Origin of the sequence: Pseudoblastomonas marina (genome assembly GCF_034374265.1) — a bacterium.
In the GTDB taxonomy this organism is placed as follows: domain Bacteria; phylum Pseudomonadota; class Alphaproteobacteria; order Sphingomonadales; family Sphingomonadaceae; genus Alteriqipengyuania_A; species Alteriqipengyuania_A marina.
The window spans coordinates 2,665,652-2,686,381 of record NZ_CP139718.1; the positions used below are offsets into that span (position 1 = coordinate 2,665,652).

Annotated in this window: 10 protein-coding genes; 7 read left to right on the top strand and 3 right to left on the bottom strand. The window is 65.4% G+C overall.

Going from position 1 to position 20,730, the window contains the following annotated elements; genetic code table 11:
* Nucleotides 1-297: 297 nt before the first annotated feature.
* Together rpoB and rpoC are read left to right on the top strand one after the other, a co-directional pair.
* Nucleotides 298-4,509 carry a DNA-directed RNA polymerase subunit beta gene (rpoB, locus tag T8S45_RS13310; protein WP_322294073.1) on the top strand — a complete coding sequence of 1,404 codons (4,212 nt, stop codon included), beginning with the start codon at nt 298-300 and terminating at the stop codon, nt 4,507-4,509.
* Nucleotides 4,510-4,568: 59 nt separating this feature from the next.
* Nucleotides 4,569-8,873: a DNA-directed RNA polymerase subunit beta' gene (gene rpoC / locus T8S45_RS13315; protein WP_322294074.1), complete on the top strand. Its 4,305-nt coding sequence runs from the start codon at nt 4,569-4,571 to the stop codon at nt 8,871-8,873.
* Nucleotides 8,874-8,962: 89 nt separating this feature from the next.
* Here rpoC and T8S45_RS13320 read toward each other — a convergent pair whose 3' ends face one another.
* Nucleotides 8,963-10,486: a hypothetical protein gene (locus tag T8S45_RS13320; RefSeq protein ID WP_322294075.1), complete on the bottom strand. Its 1,524-nt coding sequence runs from the start codon at nt 10,484-10,486 to the stop codon at nt 8,963-8,965.
* Between the two features lie 166 nt (nt 10,487-10,652).
* Between T8S45_RS13320 and T8S45_RS13325 the strand changes: the two genes are divergently transcribed.
* From T8S45_RS13325 to gltX, 3 genes are read left to right on the top strand one after another with little or no spacing between them, the layout of a single operon-like run.
* Nucleotides 10,653-12,311 carry an NAD+ synthase gene (locus T8S45_RS13325; protein ID WP_322294076.1) on the top strand — a complete coding sequence of 553 codons (1,659 nt, stop codon included), beginning with the start codon at nt 10,653-10,655 and terminating at the stop codon, nt 12,309-12,311.
* Nucleotides 12,308-12,793, top strand: coding sequence for a hypothetical protein (locus tag T8S45_RS13330; protein WP_322294077.1), 486 nt, complete (start codon nt 12,308-12,310; stop codon nt 12,791-12,793). Before T8S45_RS13325 ends, T8S45_RS13330 begins: the two co-directional genes overlap by 4 nt.
* 27 nt (nt 12,794-12,820) lie before the next feature.
* Nucleotides 12,821-14,158 carry a glutamate--tRNA ligase gene (gltX, locus tag T8S45_RS13335; protein WP_322294078.1) on the top strand — a complete coding sequence of 446 codons (1,338 nt, stop codon included), beginning with the start codon at nt 12,821-12,823 and terminating at the stop codon, nt 14,156-14,158.
* Here gltX and T8S45_RS13340 read toward each other — a convergent pair.
* Nucleotides 14,155-16,896: a [protein-PII] uridylyltransferase gene (locus T8S45_RS13340; protein WP_322294079.1), complete on the bottom strand. Its 2,742-nt coding sequence runs from the start codon at nt 16,894-16,896 to the stop codon at nt 14,155-14,157. The two genes, gltX and T8S45_RS13340, sit on opposite strands and share 4 nt — an antisense overlap.
* Nucleotides 16,893-18,587: a class I adenylate-forming enzyme family protein gene (locus T8S45_RS13345; protein WP_322294080.1), complete on the bottom strand. Its 1,695-nt coding sequence runs from the start codon at nt 18,585-18,587 to the stop codon at nt 16,893-16,895. The genes T8S45_RS13340 and T8S45_RS13345 overlap by 4 nt, the downstream gene beginning before the upstream one ends.
* A gap of 147 nt (nt 18,588-18,734) precedes the next feature.
* Here T8S45_RS13345 and lgt point away from each other — a divergent pair, with 147 nt between their 5' ends.
* Together lgt and T8S45_RS13355 are read left to right on the top strand one after the other, a co-directional pair.
* Nucleotides 18,735-19,688: a prolipoprotein diacylglyceryl transferase gene (lgt, locus tag T8S45_RS13350; RefSeq protein ID WP_188640935.1), complete on the top strand. Its 954-nt coding sequence runs from the start codon at nt 18,735-18,737 to the stop codon at nt 19,686-19,688.
* Nucleotides 19,685-20,728: a class I SAM-dependent methyltransferase gene (locus T8S45_RS13355; RefSeq protein ID WP_322294081.1), complete on the top strand. Its 1,044-nt coding sequence runs from the start codon at nt 19,685-19,687 to the stop codon at nt 20,726-20,728. The genes lgt and T8S45_RS13355 overlap by 4 nt, the downstream gene beginning before the upstream one ends.
* The last annotated feature ends 2 nt before the right edge of the window (nt 20,729-20,730 follow it).

Here is a 20,730-nt window from a genome sequence, read left to right on the forward strand (position 1 = left end):
TAATGCGATATGCTCGGTTTCTGACGGCGCCAGTGTCCCTTCCTTGCTTGACCCGCAGGGGCGCAGATCCTACATGCTTCCCGACCGCTCGCTTCGAGCAAGACCGATTCATGCGCGGGAATCGTGTCAGGGATGGAAGCGGGCTTTCCATATCGCGACGCTTGTAAGCTGCAGCTGGCCACCGGAATCGGTGCGCCCTTCGCTGCGGCCTTTTCGCGTCCCGGTATCGCTCACGCGCATGAGTAGATGAATTCGCGCCGCACCCACGACGGCGCAAAATGAAAAGGCGTTACCTTTATGGCGACCAAGGCGAAGTCCGACAGCAAGACCGCGAAGCCCGCGCGCAACACGCGCACCGGCACCGCGAAACGGCGTATCCGCAAGATCTTCGGCGACATCCACGAAGCGGTGGAAATGCCGAACCTGATCGAAGTCCAGCGCGAGAGCTACGAACAGTTCCTGCGCTCCGAACCGGAAAAGGACTACGTCTCGGGCCTCGAGAAGACGCTGCGCTCGGTCTTCCCGATCCGCGATTTCGCCGGCACCGCCGAATTGGACTTCGTCCATTACGAACTCGAACCGCCGAAATACGACACCACCGAATGCCGCCAGCGCGGCATCACCTACGCGGCCCCGATGAAGGTCACGCTGCGCCTGATCGTGTTCGAGGTCGACCAGGAAACCGAGACCCGCTCCGTGCTCGATATCAAGGAGCAGGACGTCTATATGGGCGACATGCCGTTGATGACCGACAACGGCACCTTCATCATCAACGGGACCGAGCGCGTCATCGTCTCGCAGATGCACCGTTCGCCGGGTGTGCTGTTCGACCATGACCGCGGCAAGACCCACGCTTCGGGCAAGTACCTGTTTGCCGCGCGCGTGATTCCGTATCGCGGTTCGTGGCTCGATTTCGAATTCGACGCCAAGGACATCGTCAACGTCCGCATCGACCGCAAGCGCAAGCAGCCCGTGACGTCGCTGCTTTACGGGCTCGGCCTCGATAGCGAGGAAATCCTCCACCACTTCTACAAGCTGATGACCTGGGACCGCGTTTCCGGGAAGGCCGGCGACGGCTGGAAGATCGGCTTCGAACCCGAACAGTGGCGCGGCCAGAAGCCCGCCTTCGCGCTGGTCGATGCCAAGACCGGCGAGGAAGTGTTCCCCGCCAACCAGAAGATCAGCCCCCGCGCCGCCAACAAGGCGGCCAAGGACGGCCTCAAGGAGCTCCTGCTGCCGACCGAGGAAGTGTTCGGCCGTTTCGCTGCGCGCGACCTGATCGACGAGAAGACCGGCCGCATCTACATCGAGGCGGGCGACGAAGTGACGCCCGACAATCTCGAGGCGATGGACGGCGCCGGTATCGAGCAGCTCGAGCTGCTCGACATCGACTACGTCAACACCGGCCCGTGGATCCGCAACACGCTCAAGGCCGACAAGGCCGAGAACCGCGAAGAGGGCCTCGAGGCCATCTACAAGGTCATGCGTCCGGGCGAACCGCCGACCCTCGAAACCGCCGAAGCGCTGTTCGAAGGCCTGTTCTTCGACGGCGAGCGCTACGATCTGTCGGCCGTCGGCCGCGTCAAGCTCAACATGCGCCTCGATCTCGACGCCGAAGACACCGTCACCACGCTGCGCAAGGAAGACATCCTCGCCGTGGTCAAGGAACTGGTCGACCTCAAGGACGGCAAGGGCGAAGTCGACGACATCGACAACCTCGGCAACCGCCGTGTGCGTTCGGTCGGCGAACTGCTCGAAAACCAGTACCGTGTCGGCCTGCTGCGCATGGAACGCGCGGTGAAGGAGCGCATGAGCTCGGTCGACGTGTCGACCGTGATGCCGAACGACCTGATCAACGCCAAGCCCGCCGTGGCCGCGGTGCGCGAGTTCTTCGGTTCGTCGCAGCTCTCGCAGTTCATGGATCAGACCAATCCGCTCTCGGAAGTCACCCACAAGCGCCGCGTTTCGGCGCTCGGTCCGGGCGGCCTCACCCGCGAGCGCGCCGGCTTCGAAGTCCGCGACGTCCACCCGACGCACTATGGTCGCATCTGTCCGATCGAGACGCCGGAAGGCCCGAACATCGGCCTGATCAACTCGCTCTCGACCTTCGCCCGCGTCAACAAGTACGGCTTCATCGAGACGCCGTACCGCAAGGTCGAGAACATGAAGGTCACCGACGAGGTGATCTACCTGTCGGCGATGGAAGAGCAGAAGCACACCGTGGCGCAGGCTTCGGCCTCGCTCGACGACAATAACACCTTCACCGAAGAGCTGATCTCGTCGCGCCAGAACGGCGACAACCTGATGGCCCCGTCCGACAGCATCACGCTGATGGACGTCAGCCCCAAGCAGCTGGTCTCGGTTGCCGCATCGCTCATTCCGTTCCTGGAAAACGATGACGCCAACCGCGCGCTGATGGGCTCGAACATGCAGCGCCAGGCCGTTCCGCTCGTGAAGGCGGAAGCGCCGTGGGTCGGCACCGGCATGGAAGAAACCGTGGCCCGGGATTCAGGCGCGGCGATCACCGCCAAGCGCGGGGGCATTGTCGACCAGGTCGACGCCACGCGCATCGTCATCCGTGCGCAGGGCGACGTCGAACCCGGCCAGTCGGGCGTCGACATCTACACGCTGCAGAAGTTCCAGCGCTCGAACCAGTCGACCTGCATCAACCAGCGTCCGCTGGTGAAGGTCGGCGAACCGGTCGAGCCGGGCGATGTCATCGCCGACGGTCCCTCGACCGATCTCGGCGAGCTCGCGCTGGGCAAGAACAGCCTCGTCGCGTTCATGCCGTGGAACGGGTACAACTACGAGGATAGTATCCTCATCTCCGAGCGCATCGTGAAGGACGACGTCTTCACCTCGATCCACATCGAGGAATTCGAAGTCATGGCCCGCGACACGAAGCTCGGCCCGGAAGACATCACCCGCGACATCCCGAATGTGGGCGAGGAATCGCTCCGCAACCTCGACGAGGCGGGCATCGTCTATATCGGTGCCGAAGTGCACCCGGGCGATATCCTGGTCGGCAAGATCACGCCCAAAGGCGAAAGCCCGATGACGCCGGAAGAAAAGCTCCTCCGCGCGATCTTCGGCGAGAAGGCCAGCGACGTTCGCGACACTTCGCTCAAGCTGCCCCCGGGCACCTCGGGCACGGTCGTCGAAGTCCGCGTGTTCAACCGCCACGGCGTCGAAATCGACGACCGTACGCGCGCGATCCTCAACGAGGAAATCGAGCGCCTGGCGAAGGACCGCGAGGACGAGCGCGCCATCCTCAACCGGGCGAACTACAACCGCCTCGAGGAAATGCTGCTCGGCCAGACCGCTTCGGCCACGCCGAAGGGCGTCAAGAAGGGCATCGAGATCACGGCCGACGTGCTCGAAGGCGTCGACAAGCACCTGTGGTGGAAGTTCGCCGTCGCCGACGACGGGCGCCAGGCGCAGCTCGAGGCGGTCAAGAGCCAGTACGACGAGAGCGTCAAGGCGATCGACGCCAAGTTCGAGGACCGCAAGGAAAAGCTCGAACGCGGTGACGAACTCGCCCCGGGCGTGCTCAAGATGGTCAAGGTCTTCGTCGCGGTGAAGCGCAAGCTGCAGCCGGGCGACAAGATGGCTGGCCGCCACGGCAACAAGGGTGTCATCTCGCGCATCCTGCCGGCTGAAGACATGCCGTTCCTCGAGGACGGGACGCCGGTCGATATCGTGCTCAACCCGCTGGGCGTGCCCAGCCGCATGAACGTCGGGCAGATCTTCGAGACGCATCTCGGCTTTGCCGCGCGTTCGCTCGGCCACCAGATCGGCGAGCAGCTCGAAGAGTGGAAGGCCGCGAACCCCGACGCCAAGCCGGGCAAGCCACCTGCCGCGCTCGTCGACAAGCTCAAGGACGTCTACGGCGAACAGTATCACGCCGATATCGAGAGCCGTTCGGGCGAAGAGTTGTTCGAACTCGCCTCGAACCTGACCGCGGGCGTCCCGATGGGCACCCCGGTGTTCGACGGCGCACGCGAAGGCGACGTCACGACCGAACTCGTAAAGGCCGGGCTCGATTCCTCGGGCCAGTCGGTGCTGTTCGACGGTCGCACGGGCGAGGCGTTCGACCGCAAGGTGACGGTGGGCATCATCTACATGCTCAAGCTGCACCACCTGGTCGACGACAAGATCCACGCGCGTTCGATCGGGCCCTACTCGCTCGTCACCCAGCAGCCGCTGGGCGGCAAGGCGCAGTTCGGCGGCCAGCGCTTCGGCGAAATGGAGGTCTGGGCGCTCCAGGCCTACGGTGCGGCCTACACGCTGCAGGAAATGCTGACGGTGAAATCGGACGACGTGATCGGCCGCACCAAGGTCTATGAAAGCATCGTCAAGGGCGACGACGCGTTCGAGGCCGGCATTCCCGAGAGCTTCAACGTGCTCGTCAAGGAAATGCGCAGCCTCGGCCTCAACGTCGACCTGTCGTCGCTCAGCGACGGCGAGGACGACGAGGACGGCGACGGCCTGCAGATCGCGGCGGAGTAGGGGGCTTCGGCTCCCTCCCGCTTCCGCCCCGAGAAATTACCCTGAATGGGATTTAAGTCATGAACGAACTGACCAAATTCACCAACCAGCTGGCCAAGCCGGAAACCTTCGACCAGATCCAGATCGGCCTGGCGTCGCCCGAGCGCATCCGCTCGTGGTCCTTCGGCGAGATCAAGAAGCCGGAAACGATCAACTACCGCACGTTCAAGCCCGAGCGTGACGGCCTGTTCTGCGCGCGCATCTTCGGTCCGGTGAAGGACTACGAATGCCTGTGCGGCAAGTACAAGCGGATGAAGTACAAGGGCGTCGTCTGCGAGAAGTGCGGCGTCGAAGTGACCGTGACCAAGGTGCGCCGTGAGCGCATGGGCCACATCGAACTGGCCGCGCCGGTCGCGCATATCTGGTTCCTGAAGTCGCTGCCCTCGCGCATCGGCCTGCTGCTCGACATGCAGCTCAAGCAGCTCGAGCGCGTGCTGTATTTCGAAAGCTACATCGTCACCGAACCGGGCCTTACGCCGCTGGAGAAATTCCAGCTGCTGACCGAGGACGAGCTCTACGAATACCAGGACGAGTATGGCGAAGACGCCTTCACCGCCGGGATCGGCGCGGAAGCGGTCAAGATCATGCTGATGGACCTCGACCTGCAGCAGGAAAAGGAAGACCTGCTCAAGGAGCTCGAGGAGACCAAGTCCAAGCTCAAGCCCGCCAAGATCATCAAGCGGCTGAAAGTCGTCGAGAGCTTCATCGATTCGGGCAATCGTCCCGAATGGATGATCCTCGAAGTCGTGCCGGTCATCCCGCCGGAACTGCGTCCGCTCGTCCCGCTCGACGGCGGCCGCTTCGCGACCTCGGACCTCAACGATCTCTATCGTCGCGTGATCAACCGCAACAACCGTTTGAAGCGCCTGATCGAGCTGCGTGCGCCGGACATCATCGTCCGCAACGAAAAGCGCATGCTGCAGGAATCGGTCGACGCGCTGTTCGACAACGGCCGTCGCGGCCGCGTGATCACCGGCGCCAACAAGCGTCCGCTCAAGTCGCTGTCTGACATGCTCAAGGGCAAGCAGGGCCGCTTCCGCCAGAACCTTCTGGGTAAGCGCGTCGACTATTCGGGCCGTTCGGTCATCGTTACCGGCCCCGAGCTCAAGCTGCACCAGTGCGGCCTGCCGAAGAAAATGGCGCTCGAACTGTTCAAGCCGTTCATCTACGCCCGCCTCGACGCCAAGGGTCTGTCGATGACCCTTAAGCAGGCCAAGAAGTGGGTCGAGAAGGAGCGCAAGGAAGTCTGGGACATCCTCGACGAAGTCATTCGCGAGCACCCGGTCCTCCTGAACCGCGCTCCGACGCTCCACCGCCTCGGCATCCAGGCGTTCGAGCCGGTGCTGATCGAGGGCAAGGCGATCCAGCTGCACCCGCTGGTCTGCTCGGCCTTCAACGCCGACTTCGACGGTGACCAGATGGCCGTCCACGTGCCGCTGTCGCTCGAAGCACAGCTCGAGGCCCGCGTGCTCATGATGAGCACCAACAACATCCTCTCGCCCGCCAACGGCAAGCCGATCATCGTGCCCTCGCAGGACATGGTGCTGGGTCTCTATTACCTGTCGATGGACCGCGAAGGCGAGCCGGGCGAAGGCCGTGTGCTGTCCGACATCGCCGAGGTGCACCAGGCGCTCGAGGTCGGTGCGGTCACCCTGCACTCCAAGATCACCACTCGCGTCCCGCAGACGGACGAGAAGGGCAAGGAGTACATGATGCGCGTCGAGACGACGCCGGGCCGCATGCTGATCGGCGAATGCCTGCCGAAGAAGCACACCGTGCCGTTCGACGTCATCAACCGCCTCCTCACCAAGAAGGAAATCGGCGACGTCATCGACCAGGTCTATCGCCACACCGGCCAGAAGGACACGGTGCTGTTCGCCGACGCCATCATGACGCTGGGCTTCCGCCACGCGTTCAAGGCGGGCATCTCGTTCGGCAAGGACGATATGATCATCCCCGAGGAGAAGATCGAACTCGTCGAGGCGACCAAGTCGCTCGTCGCCGATTACGAGCAGCAGTACCAGGACGGCCTGATCACCCAGCAGGAAAAGTACAACAAGGTGATCGACGCGTGGTCGCGTTGCGGCGACCAGGTCGCCGACGCCATGATGGAAAAGATCAAGGCGCGTCCGAAGGACAAGGACGGTCGCGAGGCCGAGATCAACTCGATCTACATGATGAGCCATTCGGGCGCGCGTGGTAGCCCCGCGCAGATGAAGCAGCTCGCCGGCATGCGCGGCCTAATGGCCAAGCCGTCGGGCGAGATCATCGAGAACCCGATCATCTCGAACTTCAAGGAAGGCCTCAACGTCCTCGAATACTTCAACTCGACCCACGGCGCCCGCAAGGGCCTCGCGGACACCGCGTTGAAGACGGCGAACTCGGGTTACCTGACCCGTCGTCTCGTCGACGTCTCGCAGGACTGCGTGATCGTGGTCGAGGACTGCAAGACCTCGAACGCGCTCGAAATGCGTGCCATCGTGCAGGGCGGCTCGGTGATCGCCTCGCTCGGCGAGCGCATCCTCGGCCGCACCGTCGCCGAAGACATCGTCCACGCCGCCACCGACGAGGTGATCGTCAAGGCCGGCACCATGATCGACGAAGCGATGGTCAAGGAAATCGAGGACGCCGAGGTCCAGGTCGCCAAGATCCGCTCGCCGCTGGTCTGCGAAGCCGAACAGGGCGTCTGCGGCAAGTGCTATGGGCGTGACCTCGCCCGCGGTACGCCGGTGAACATCGGCGAAGCCGTCGGCGTCATCGCCGCCCAGTCGATCGGTGAACCCGGCACGCAGCTGACGATGCGGACCTTCCACATCGGCGGTGCGGCGCAGGTCAACGAGACTTCGCACCTCGAAAGCATCAGCGACGGCAAGGTCGTCTATCGCGACATGCCGACCATCACCGACAAGAAGGGCCGCCGCCTGTCGCTGGCCCGCAACGGCGAGATGGTGATCGTCGATGCCGAGGGCCGCGAACGCGCGATCCACAAGGTGCCTTACGGTACCGTGCTGATGTTCAAGGACGGCGCCAAGGTGAAGGAAGGCGATCGCCTCGCCGAGTGGGATCCGTTCACCCTGCCGATCATCACCGAGCAGTCGGGCGTGGTCCGCTACCAGGACCTGGTCGAAGGCAAGACGATGGAGGAACGCGTCGACGATGCCACCGGCATCGCCCAGCGTGTCGTCACCGAGTATCGTCAGACCGGACGCAAGAAGGAAGACCTGCGCCCGCGCATGACCCTGCTCGGCGAAGAGTCCGATGCGAAGAAGGGCGAGGAAACCGAAGCCGCGCGTTACATGCTGGCTCCGGGCACCACGCTCTCGGTCCAGGATGGCCAGGAAGTTGAGGAAGGCGACATCCTCGCCCGTGCCTCGCGCGAAGCCGCCAAGACCCGCGACATCACCGGCGGTCTGCCGCGTGTTGCCGAGCTGTTCGAGGCGCGTATCCCGAAGGACAATTCGATCATCGCCAAGATTTCGGGCAAGATCGAATTCGTTCGCGAATACAAGGCCAAGCGCAAGATCGCGATCGTTCCGGAAGAGGGCGAACCGGTCGAGTACCTGATCCCCAAGACCAAGGTGATCGACGTGCAGGAAGGCGACTTCGTGAAGAAGGGTGATACCCTGATTTCCGGCTCGCCCAACCCCCACGACATCCTCGAGGTGATGGGCGTGGAGGCGCTAGCCGAGTATCTCTGCACCGAGATCCAGGAAGTCTACCGACTGCAGGGCGTGAAGATCAACGACAAGCACATCGAGGTGATCGTTCGCCAGATGTTGCAGAAGGTCGAGATCACCTTCGGTGGCGACACCACCCTGCTGCCGGGCGAACAGGTCGACCGCGAGGAAATGGACGAGGCCAACGCCAAGCTTGCCCCGCGCAAGAAGAAGGCGACCGGCAAGCCGGTGCTGCTCGGCATCACCAAGGCTTCGCTGCAGACGCGTTCGTTCATCTCCGCCGCCTCGTTCCAGGAGACCACGCGCGTGCTCACGCAGGCCGCGGTCGAGGGCAAGAAGGACACGCTGATCGGTCTCAAGGAGAACGTGATCGTGGGCCGCCTCATCCCGGCCGGTACCGGTGCGGGCATGAACCGCCTGCGCGTCACCGCCTCGAGCCGCGACGCCGCGATCCGCGCCCAGTGGAAGAAGGCGCAGGAAGCGATCGTCGCCGCGCAGACTGCCGAGGAAGAGCACGAAGCCGAGCTCGAGCAGGGCCCCGAAGCGGCGACCGGCGATACGCCGATCGGCGACGCGATGGGCGAAACCTCGGGCGAAACGACCGAGGCTCCGGCCGAAGACAAGAAGGATGGTGGCGAGGAAGAATAAGCCTCGCGCCACCAGGCAAACGAAAAGGCCCGGCGGATCATCTCCGCCGGGCCTTTTTCTTTATTATTGCGCGTGCTGCGGCGGCGCTATCAGCGCCGCCGCTTTTTCTTGCTGTCCGGGTCGGGGATGATCTGGCCGAGCTCGGCGATCACGCGGTCGGCATCGACGAACAGGCTTTCGGGGATGCCTTCGTCGCCAGGCTTGCCGAACCGAACAAAGCCCACCGGGCCCGAGGGAATGAGCATGAACTGGAAGCCCGGCTGCTTCTGTTTCTTCGCCTCGATCGCCGCATGCAGCAGGATCGCATCGGGTCGGACCAGCACATCGTCGTCCGAATAGATGGTGTAGAGCCCGCTCTTGCCCGAGGGTTTCTCGCTCATCATCTTTGATTTCTTCTGGCGCCAGACGTCGCCCGACGCGCGGTTGAACTTGCGCGTCTCGGCGTAACCCGAGATTCCCGAGAAGAGCGAGGCATTGTCCTTGTCGCGGGCGAGGTCGGCGGCGCGCGTATCGTCGCGGCGTTGTTCCCACATCGCTTCTGGCGTCAATTCGAGCGCGCCGAACATGTCGTCCGATTCCGCTCCTTCGCGCAGCAGCGCATTGGCCGCCATCACCGCGCCGAAGCTCGGCGACAGCCATCGCGAACGCGAGGCGAAGCTGCGCCGCGCCTTGGCCTCCTCGCCCGTGCTGGCGAGCCGCAACACTTCGAACAGGTCGAGTACCTCGACCGTTTCGGTCTGGCCTTCGGTGTCGCCATTGTTGCGGTTGATCCGGAGAATCTGGTCGGCCTCGTCGGCCAGCGCCTGCGCGGTCTCGAAATTGCCGGCGAGCGCGTGGCTCACCGCGCTGTGGGCGTACATCTGCGCCGAACGCTTGGTCGGCTGCATCGCCTCGATCACGGCGCGCCAGTCGTCTCGAGCCTTGGCAGCGTCGGCGTAACGCCCGACTTCCTCGAGCCGCGAGGCGTAGGCATTGAGTCCGCCCGGCCACACGCGCGCGAGGCGGAGCCGGTATTGCTCCTCCTCTTCGCTCATTTCCGGAAGGTATTCGGAGAACGTGTCGACCGCGACCAGCGGCATGATCGAGAACGGGCGGTCGACCGTCCCGCGCAGCGCGACGCGCTGGGCTTCCTCGGGCTGGCCCCGGCGCAGCAGCGCCACCGATTCGAGCCTGTCGAAATGGAGGCCCATCGAACGTTCGAAATAGGGGTTGCCGACCAGCTGGGCCTCGGCGGCCTGGGCGCGGGCCAGGCCGACATCTTCGATCGCCCCGTCATAGTCGGCGATTTCGATCCGGTGCGCGGCGCGCGCGAGGAACAGCGGGATCCGGCGCAGCTGGTTGTCTTCGCGATCGGCCGAATCGAGCAGGCCGGTGCAAACCGCGACCCCGGCCTCGCCGAATTCGCGCGCCGAGGGGTTGGGCGATTCCTTGGCCGGGGCGAACAGCCCCAGCAGCGTGATCGCACCCAGGAAACGCGCGAAATCTTCCATTCCGGTGACGTTGTTCGGCTGGCCGTCGCAGCGCAGGTAGCGCGACGGACCGTCGGCGGCGACTGCGATTTGCGGCAGGACGAGGCTGGCGGCCGCAACGGCCCCCAACAGCGATTTCTTCATTCTGGTATTCCCCCTTGCGATCCACGGCAGGGTGCCGTCGGCAGGCAATTCTGCCGAGAACTTCGGGGCTGGCAAGCCCCATTCCACCGCCCTGCGCGACTTTTGCGCCGCTGTGTCCGTTCGGACGCGCTTCCCAAGCGCGCGTGGTTTGCCTAAGCGCGCAGCCATGGTCGATACGCTCAAGATCCGCCTCGTCCAGTCGACCCAGTGGGTCGGCGACATTCGCCGCAACGTCGAAGCGATGCGCGAGGCGCGGTCGCGGGCATCCGATTGCGACCTGGTACTCTATCCCGAGATGCAGCTGATCGGCTACCCGCCCGAGGATCTGGTATTGAAGCCGGCGCTGATCGAACGCGCGGCACGCGCGATGCAGGAGCTCGCTTCCGAAACCGCCGATGGCGGTCCGGCCATGCTGGTCGGCAGCGTCTTCCTCGACGACGGGCTGCTCTATAACGGCGTCGCGCTGCTCTGCGACGGCAAGGTCGCGGCGGTCAGCTACAAGCACGAATTGCCCAATTACGGCACCTTCGACGAACGCCGCCACTTTGCAGCCGGGCCGCTGCCCGAACCGGTCGAATTCAGGGGCGTGAAGCTCGGCCTGCCGATCTGCGAGGACATCTGGCACCCGAAGGTCTGCACCCACCTGAAAGCGCGCGGCGCCGAGATTCTCCTATCGCCCAATGGCAGTCCCTATGAGATCGAGAAGGACACGCTGCGGCTCGAGAATGTCTGCGTGCGCCGGGCGGAGGAAACCGGCCTCCCGCTCGCCTATGTCAATCGCGTCGGCGGCCAGGACGAGCTGGTGTTCGACGGGGCGAGCTTCGTGGTCAACGGCGACGGCGCGCTCGCGCTTCAGATGCGCGACTGGAGCGAGGAAGAGGTCACCACGATTTGGAGACGCGGTGAGGGCGGCTGGACCTGCGATGAGGGCGAGCGGCACGAACTCGCCGACCACCCCGAGGATGCGTGGTGCGCGATGATGATCGCCACCCGCGATTATATCGAGCGCAACAACATGCCGGGCGTGATCATCGGCCTGTCGGGCGGGATCGACAGCGCGGTGGTCGCCGCGCTGGCGGTCGACGCGCTGGGGCCCGAGCGGGTGTGGTGCGTGATGCTGCCGTCGCGCTACACCGCCGATCTCAGCCTGACACTGGCCGAGGAATGCGCCGATGCGCTCGGCGTGCGGCACTCGGTGATCCCGATCCAGCCCGCGGTCGACGGTTTCGACGAAATGCTGTCGAGCGATTTCGCCGATACCGAGGTCGACCTGACCGAGGAAAACATCCAGTCGCGCATCCGCGGGGTGACGCTGATGGCGCTGTCGAACAAGTTCGGCCAGATGGTCCTGACCACCGGCAACAAGAGCGAGATGAGCGTCGGCTACGCCACGATCTACGGCGACATGGCGGGCGGCTACAATCCGCTGAAGGATGCCTACAAGACCACCGTGTTCCGCGCCGCCGCCTGGCGCAACACGACGGTGCCGCGCCTCGCCAAGGGGCCGCCGGGCGAAGTGATCCCGCAGGGAATCATCGACCGTCCGCCCAGCGCCGAATTGCGGCACGACCAGAAGGACGAGGATTCGCTGCCCCCCTACGACGTGCTCGACGCGATCCTGCTCGGCCTCGTCGAACACGAACAGGGGGTCGACAAGCTGGTCGCGCAGGGTTTCGACCGCGAGACCGTGCTCCATGTCGAGAACCTGCTCCACCGCGCCGAGTACAAGCGCCGCCAGAGCGCGCCGGGGGTGAAGCTCGGGACCAAGAATTTCGGCCGCGACCGGCGCTATCCGATCACCCACGGCTTCCGGACGGGCCGGTGAGGGGCTGGATGCTCCTGCCGCTGGCCGCGCTGGCGGCCTGTTCGCAGAGCAACGAACCTGCGGCACCGGAGCCGGAACTTACGACCGCTTCCGGCGAGGGCACCGAGCGCCCGCTCTTCCCCGCGCCCGCATCCATCATCGGCGAATATCGTGTCGCGGGGATCGATGGCGAAGCCTTGGACCAGCCCTACGGCGTCGCGCTGTCGATCACCGAGAGCGAGATCTCGTTCGAGCTCAAATGCGCGGGGTTCGTCTGGACCTACACCTATGCGCCGGACGGGACGCTGACCACCGAGCGCCACCCGGATTATGGCGGAGAAGTGTCACCCGACGGCTCGGTGGTGGCCTGTGCCGTGGGCCTGCGGCCGACCGACATCGCGCTGGGCAAGGCGATCGATGCGGTCGAGCGCGCCGGTCGGACGCCCGCCAACGCGATCGAACTGTCGGGCGGCGGGCATACGGTCACTGTCTTCTCGCAATAATCGCGCCCCCGCGCTAATTGGGAGGGCATGACCACGATCACGCGCTTCGCCCCGTCCCCCACCGGACTGCTCCATGTGGGCAATTTGCGCACCGCGCTGCACAACTGGTTGCTGGCGAAGAAACAGGACGGGAAATTCCTGCTGCGGATCGACGACACCGATCGCGAGCGTTCCGAGGAAGCCTTCGTCGAGGCCGCGCGTGAAGACCTCGCCTGGCTCGGTATCGTGCCCGATCGCGAGGAGCGCCAGTCCGAGCGGTTCGCGCTTTACGAGGCGGCGTTCGACAAGCTGCGCGAGGCTGGCCGGGTCTATCCCTGTTATGAGACCGCACAGGAGCTCGAACTCAAGCGCAAGGTCCAGCTGGGTCGCGGCCTGCCCCCGATCTACGATCGCGGCGCGCTCGCGCTCTCGGAGGACGAGCGCGCGACCAAGGAAGCGCAGGGCATCGAACCGCACTGGCGCTTCAAGCTCGACCACGACGAGCCGATCGGCTGGAATGACGGCATTCGCGGCCCGGTGAAGTTCGACCCGGCGCAACTGTCCGATCCCGTAATCCGCCGCGGCGATGGCTCGTGGCTCTACATGCTGCCTTCCGCGGTCGACGATATCGAGATGGGCGTCACCGACGTGCTGCGCGGCGAGGACCACGTCTCGAACACTGCGGCGCAGGTGCAGATGTTCGAGGCGATGGGGGCGAGTGCGCCGCGTTTCGCGCACAAGGCGCTGCTGGTGGGCAAGGAAGGCAAGCTGTCGAAGCGGCACGGATCGCTTTCGGCGCGCGCGCTGCGCGAACGAGGGCTCGAACCCGAAGCGTTGCTGTCGCTGCTCGCGCGGCTGGGCACTTCGCTGCCGGTCGAGGCGATCGTCCGCCGCGAGGTGCTGGTCGAGAGCTTCGATCTCTCCACGTTTGGTCGCGCGCCGGCGAAGTTCGACGAGGACGAGCTCGACCGGCTCAATGCCCAGATCGTCCACCGTCTGCCCTTCGCGCAGGTGGCGGAGCGTGTGCCTGAAGGGATGGACCAGGCCGGCTGGGAGGCGATCCGGCCCAACCTGACGCGGGTCGACGAGGCCGGCGAGTGGTGGGCGGTGGTGACCGGTTCGGTCGTGCAGCCGACGATGGATCCCGAAGAGCGTGAATACCTGACGCAGGCAGTATCGGTCGCCGAGGGAATCTCGTGGGACGAGAATGCATGGCACGCGCTGACCGCGGCTTTGAAGGAGCAGACCGGCCGCAAGGGTCGCGCGCTGTTCCTGCCCCTGCGGCAGTCGCTGACCGGGCGCGATGCCGGGCCGGACATGGGTGCGCTGCTGCCGCTGATCGGCCGCGACACCGCGCTCGAGCGTCTGCGGGCTGCGGCGGGCTAGGCCGCTTCTAATTCCTTCGGCTTGCTGGCAGTCAGCAGAGCCTTCTGGATGTCCTTGAGGCGGGCCTTGTCCTTGACCTTCGCACCGTCGGGATCGGTGACGTAGAATACGTCGGCGGCGCGCTCGCCATAGGTCGCGACATGGGCGGAATGGACCACCAGCTTCGCCCGAAAGAGGGCGCGGCCGAGGCGATAGAGCAGTGCGGGCCGGTCGCGCGCGACCACTTCGACAACGGTGAAGCGCTTCGAGGCGGAGTTGTCGAACAATACGCGCGGCCGCACGTCGAAGGCTTCGGCGCGCCACTGGGTCTGGGGTTTACGCGCCAGTTGCGGTTCGAGCGGGTCGCCCTCGGGCGATAGTGCATCCTCGATATTCTCGCGCAGCCGCTCGAGCTGTTCGGGCTCGTCCATCGGCTGCTCGTTGGGGTCCTGGATCAGGAAATTGTCGAGCGCGACGCCCTTGTCGGTGGTGTGGATGCGCGCATCGATGATGTTGCCGCCCGATACGTTGATGCCGCCGGCGATGCGGTAGAACAGCCCGGGATTGTCGGGTGCGATGACAGTGGCGAGCGTCGCCCCGCGCTCGGGATCGGGCCGGCACGAGATCGCGATCGCGCCGAGATCGGAGGCCGCCAGCGCGCGGAGGTTGTCGGCGATGACGTCGGCCGGTTCGGCGATCCAATAGCTATCGGGCAGCGTCTCGCCCGGATATTCGACCAGCGGGTGCTGCGGGCCGAGCAGTTCGCCGACCCGGCTCTTCTGGCGAGCGACCGATTGGCGCCTCCCTTGCCGCTGGTGGCCGAGCCGCATGCGCTGTTCGGACAGGTCGTAGAGCGATCCGATCAGCTGGCGCTTCCAGTCGTTCCAGGTGCCCGGCCCGACCGCGCGGATATCGACCATGGTCAGGATCGTGAGCAGCCGCAGCCGTTCGAGCGACAGCACCTCGCCGACGAATTGTTCGACCGTGCGCGGGTCGGCGAGGTCGCGCTTGAAGGCGGTACGGCTCATCAGCAGGTGCTCGCGCACCAGCCAGGCGACGAGTTCGGTCTCCTCCTCGTCGAGCCCGAAGCGCGGGCAGAGCTCTTCGGCGATCTCGGCTCCGAGCTCGGAATGATCGCCTCCCCGCCCCTTGGCGATATCGTGCAGCAGCACTGCGACATAGAGCGCACGACGATGCTTGAGCTCGTGGATCAGGTCCGAGGCGCGCGGATGGTCGCGCCGCAACTCGCCGCGCTCGATCTTGGCGAGCAGGCCGATCGCGCGGATGGTGTGCTCATCGACCGTGTAATGGTGGTACATGTCGAACTGCATCTGCGCGTTGACCTTGCCGAAATCGGGCACGAAGCGACCGAAGACGCCGGCCTCGTTCATCCACCGCAGGACGGTTTCGGGCCCTTCGCGATGGGTCAGGATATCGAGGAAGGTCGCGTTCGCCTTCGGATCGTCGCGCAGGTCGCGCGCCAGTGCAGCATCGCGGGCGGCGCGGCGCATCGCGGCGGGGTGGACCTCGAGGTTCTGGTCTAGCGCGAGCTGGAAGATCTCGAGCAGGCGGTGCGGGTCCTGCCTGAACCAGTCGTCGGTCGGGGCGTCGATCTTGCCGCCGTAGATCACGAAACCGTGGAGGATGCGCTTGCGCGCGCGGAAATTGGCCAGCAAGCCGCGACGTGGCGGTTCGTTGAACTGCTCGTCGAGCTGCGCGAGGAAGGTCCCGGTGAGCGCGCCGACCCGCTTCGCCTGCAGGAAGTAGTATTGCATGAAGCGCTCGACCGCGCTCTTGCCGGGGCGATCGGCGAAATGCATCCGCGCGGCGACTTCGCGCTGGACGTCGAAGGTCAGCCGGTCCTCATTGCGCCTGGTGATCGTGTGGAGATGGCTGCGCACCGCCCAGAAGAAGTTTTCGGCGCGGCGGAACTGGCGGTATTCGGAGGGCCGGAAGAGGCCCGATTCGACCAGGTCCGCACCATGCCGCACGCGGTGGATGTACTTGCCGATCCAGTACAGCGTCTGGAGGTCGCGCAGGCCTCCCTTGCCCTCCTTGACGTTGGGTTCGACGACATAGCGACTGTCGCCCATCCGCTCGTGCCGCGCATTGCGTTCGGCGAGCTTCTCGGCGACGTAATCCTTCTCGGTCCCGTGGACGACCTCGGCCCAGAAGCGCCGCCGCGTCTCCTCGTATAATGCGCGTTCGCCCCAGACGAAGCGCGCCTCGAGCAGCGCGGTGCGGATGGTGAGGTCTTCGGCCGCGAGCGCCACCGTCTCGCCCGGCGTGCGGATCGACTGGCCAACGGTGAGCCCGAGGTCCCACAGGAAATAGAGGATCGCCTCGATCGCCTTCGCGCACCATTCGCACTCGGCGGTCGGTACGATGAAGGCGATGTCGACATCCGAATGCGGTGCCATCTCGGCGCGCCCGTAGCCGCCCACGGCCATGATCGTGAAGCGATCGTCGGCGTCGCGCTCACCGGGATAGAGATCGTGCGTGACGTGATCGTGCACGATCCGCAACAGCTGGTCGATCAGGTATGCATTGTCGTTGGCGATCGCGTGCCCGGCGCCCGGATTGGCCTCCAGCCGCTGGGCGAGCTCGGCCTGCCCGGCGGCGAGCGCGTCCTTGAGCGAAGACACGATGGCGGGCCGCGCGTCCTGCACGCCGTCGCGTGCGACCAGCTCGCCGATGCGGGCGGTCAACGCACGACGATCGACGATCGCCCGGGGGGATTCCGGGCGCGGATCGCTCATTCGGGCAGAACTTCCTTGGCGTATTGATCACGCAGGACGCGGCGATCGATCTTGGCGGTGCCGAGGCGCGGAAGGCTTTGCCTCTCCTCGAAGAAGCGTACCGGCACCTTGAACTTGGCGATCCGTCCTTCGACGTATTCGCGCAGCTCTTCCTCGCTCAGGCTCTTGCCGTCCTTGGCAAGGTAGACCGCATAGGGCAGCTCACCATAGCGATCGTCGGGCAGGCCGAAGCAGCTGCACTCGGCGATGTCGTCGTGCCCGTAGATCGCCTGTTCGACCTCGAGGCACGAGATGTTCTCGCCGCCGCGGATGATGATGTCCTTCTTGCGATCGACGATGAAGAGGTAGTCGTCCTCATCGAGGTAACCGAGGTCGCCGGTGCGGAAATACCCGTCCGGCATGATCGCCTCTTTCGTAGCCTTCTCGTTGTTCCAGTAGCCGAGGAAATTGCAGATCGAGCGGATCGAGATCTCGCCCATCTCGCCCTGCGGCAGCGGATTGCCGTCGTCGTCGAGGATCGCGAGGTCGACCAGCGGACGCGAGGGGCGCCCTGTCGAACCGGGTTTGGCGAGGTAGTTCTCGTTGAAATTGCCGCAGCCCACCCCGTTGGTCTCGGTCAGGCCGTAGCCCAGCAGCGGGAAGCCGTCGGGCATCTTTTCCTTGATCTTGGTGACGTGATCGACCGGGCGCGGCGCGCCGCCGGCGGCGAAGCCCTGGCAGCTCGAGAGGTCGTATTTGTCGCGATCGGGATGCGTCGCCATCTCGTAGCTCATCAGCGGCACGCCGACGAAATAGGTGATCTTCTCGTCCTGGATCAGGCGCATCGCCTCGACCGGGTCCCATTTCGGGGTCAGGACCAGCTTGCGCCCGATCGCGAAGCTCTGGAGGAACAGCGGCACTTCGCCGGTGACGTGGAACAGCGGCACGTTGACGAGCGCGCTCGGCTGGACGCCGGTCGCCTGGCCGGTGCTTTCGAAATGCTGCAGCACCATCAGCGATTGCGCAGCATAGCTGAGTGTCCCGTGGACAACCGCGCGATGATCCGAATAGGCCCCTTTCGACTTGCCGGTCGAACCCGAGGTGTAGAGCACGGTCGCCAGGTCGTCGGGCCCGATCTCGGGCAGGGTGGCATCGGCCGCGCCTTCGACATCGAGTACCGGGCCGAGGCCCTGCTGCCAGGCGGTGTCGTGATCGAACAGCAGGACTTCGGCGCCGTGGTCGATCCCGTCGAGCCGCGCGGCGCGCTGGCGATCGGCGATCAGGAGCTTGCACTCGACGAGGTCGATGCCTTCGGCGAGCTCCTCGCCCGACCACCAGCCGTTGAGCAGCGTGGCACAACCCCCGGCGCTGATGATGCCCATGTAAGCGATGATCCAGTTGGCCGAATTGCGTGCCGCCAGGCCGACGCGGTCGCCCTTGTTCACACCGCGGGCGACGAGCGCCTTGGCCACCGCCATCGCGGCCTGGAAGGTCTCGCCGAAGGTCATGCGGACATCCCCGTCGACGAGGAATTCCTTGTCCTTATGCTCGTTGCAGTAATGCGCCATCAGGTGGAACATCGAAGGCGGCGCGGCCTTCAGGGTCGTCAGCTCGACTCCGTAACGTTCGTAAGTGCCGGTTTCCAGCGGAGCGCCGGGCGCGGTCAGCGCGTCCATGATTGCTGCCAGCTTGTCGTCGAGTGCCGTTGCCATTCCTGTCGCTCTCCTGTTCGATCCCGCCCGGTCCGTGTCTGTCGCGCCTTTCGCTTGCCTTCCCGATATGCCATGGGCCGTGGCGAGAAGGGGCGGGGCGCCGCCGGACTTTAAAGCATGATTCCCCTTGGGGTTTAGGGAGTTCGAATGGACCTGTCACCCGTCCTTGCACCGTCGTTTTTCGCCGCGGCTGGCGAGCCGATCCAGTGGGTCGATCTCGGCCTGCGCGAAGGGATCGACGTCTTCGGCCTGTTCATGCTGCGCTATTATTCGCTCGCCTACCTGCTCGGCATCTTCTTCGCCTATTGGCACACGCTCAAGGCGATCAAGCAGCCCGGCGCGCCGATGGCGCAGCGGCACGTCGACGACCTGCTGTTCTACGGCATGCTCGGCGTGATCCTCGGCGGACGACTGGGCTATGCGATCTTCTACCAGCCCGAACTGTTCACCACCTTCACGCCCGATACCTTCGTCAGCTGGAACCTCCTGCGCCTGTGGGATGGCGGGATGAGCTTCCATGGCGGGCTGGTCGGCGTGTTGCTGGCGATCGTGTTCGTCGCCCGACGTGGCGGACTCTCCTTTCTGCGGGTGTGCGACTACATCGCGGTCGGCGTACCGATGGGCATGCTGCTCGGCCGTCTCGCCAATTTCGTGAACGGCGAATTGTGGGGCCGCGTGGCCGATCCCTCGCTGGCTTGGGCGATGGTGTTCCCAGGTGCCGGCAACGAGGCGCGCCACCCGAGCCAGCTCTACCAGGCGGCGAGCGAGGGTCTGATCCTGCTGCTCGTGATGCTAGGCCTCTTCTGGTTGACGAAGGCGCGCTGGCGCCCGGGGCTGCTGGTCGGCGTGTTCGCCGCGGGTATCGCGACCTCGCGATTCGTGATGGAATTCTTCCGCCAGCCCGACGCGCAGCTGACCGAGTTCGCCGAAAGCACCGGGCTGTCGATGGGCCAGTGGCTGACGATCCCGCTGTTCTTCGTCGGCGTGTTCTTCGTGATCCGCGCGCTGCGCAAGCCGCCGATCGACGGGTTGCAGGCGAAGCTGCCCAAGGGCGCGGACAAGGCCGATAGCGGCGCGAAGAAACCCGCCGCCGGGGCGTGACCCATTACGCCGCCAGCCTGAGGCGGCTGATCCGCGCCACCGGGCCGGTCCCGGTCGCGCGCTACATGGCGGAAAGCAACGCGCATTATTACGCCACCCGCGATCCGCTGGGGCGCAACCCATCGGGGCATGGCGGCGACTTCACCACCGCGCCCGAAATCAGTCAGATGTTCGGCGAAATGCTGGGGCTTTGGCTCGCCGATCGCTGGAAGAAGGCCGGCGCTCCGACCGATGCGGTCTATGTCGAGCTGGGGCCGGGGCGCGGGACGCTTGCCGCCGATGCACTGCGCGCGATGGCGGCGGCGGGGCTGGAGCCGGAGGTTCATTTCGTCGAGGGGTCGCCGGTGCTGCGCAAAGCACAAGGGTCGGCGGTGCCCGACGCGACCTTCCACGAAGACCTCACCGGCCTGCCCGAAGATCGCCCGCTGATCGTCGTCGCCAACGAGTACTTCGATGCGCTGCCGGTGCGGCAGCTGGTCGCCACCGACGATGGATGGCGCGAGCGGATGGTCGGGCTCGAGGGCGAGCGGCTGGTCCCGGTCGCCGGATCGCAGCCGATGGATTCGGCGCTGCCGCAAGAGCGCCGTGACGCCCCGGTGGGAACGGTGATCGAAACCGCGCCCGCGCAGGTCGCGCAGATGCGCGAACTGGGCTCGCGGCTCGCGCGGCAGGGCGGCGCGGCGCTGGTGGTGGATTACGGCTATGCGCGACCACACACCGGCTCGACCCTCCAGGCGGTGCGCGCGCATGAAAAGATCGATCCCTTCGCCCATCCCGGCGAGGCGGATTTGACCGCGCATGTCGATTTCCTCGCGCTGGCCGACACCGCGATCGAAGCTCGCGCGCAGGTGCTGGGGATCGCAACCCAGGGCGATTTGCTGCGCGCGATCGGCATCGAACGCCGCGCCGAAGCGCTCGCGCAGGCTGCACCCGATCGCGCCGATGAAATCGCCGCCGGGCTCGAGCGACTGATCGCGGAGGATCAGATGGGGCGGCTATTCAAGGCGCTCCTGATCGCGGGCAAGGGTTGGGGCGACTAGGG

Excerpts from the sequence above, each read along its gene's own strand:
- T8S45_RS13345 (WP_322294080.1), bottom strand. The coding sequence starts at position 18,587 with ATGGCAACGGCACTCGACGACAAGCTGGCAGCAATCATGGACGCGCTG.
- T8S45_RS13340 (WP_322294079.1), bottom strand. The coding sequence starts at position 16,896 with ATGAGCGATCCGCGCCCGGAATCCCCCCGGGCGATCGTCGATCGTCGT.
- rpoB (WP_322294073.1), top strand. The coding sequence starts at position 298 with ATGGCGACCAAGGCGAAGTCCGACAGCAAGACCGCGAAGCCCGCGCGC.
- rpoC (WP_322294074.1), top strand. The coding sequence starts at position 4,569 with ATGAACGAACTGACCAAATTCACCAACCAGCTGGCCAAGCCGGAAACC.
- T8S45_RS13325 (WP_322294076.1), top strand. The coding sequence starts at position 10,653 with ATGGTCGATACGCTCAAGATCCGCCTCGTCCAGTCGACCCAGTGGGTC.
- T8S45_RS13320 (WP_322294075.1), bottom strand. The coding sequence starts at position 10,486 with ATGAAGAAATCGCTGTTGGGGGCCGTTGCGGCCGCCAGCCTCGTCCTG.
- gltX (WP_322294078.1), top strand. The coding sequence starts at position 12,821 with ATGACCACGATCACGCGCTTCGCCCCGTCCCCCACCGGACTGCTCCAT.
- lgt (WP_188640935.1), top strand. The coding sequence starts at position 18,735 with ATGGACCTGTCACCCGTCCTTGCACCGTCGTTTTTCGCCGCGGCTGGC.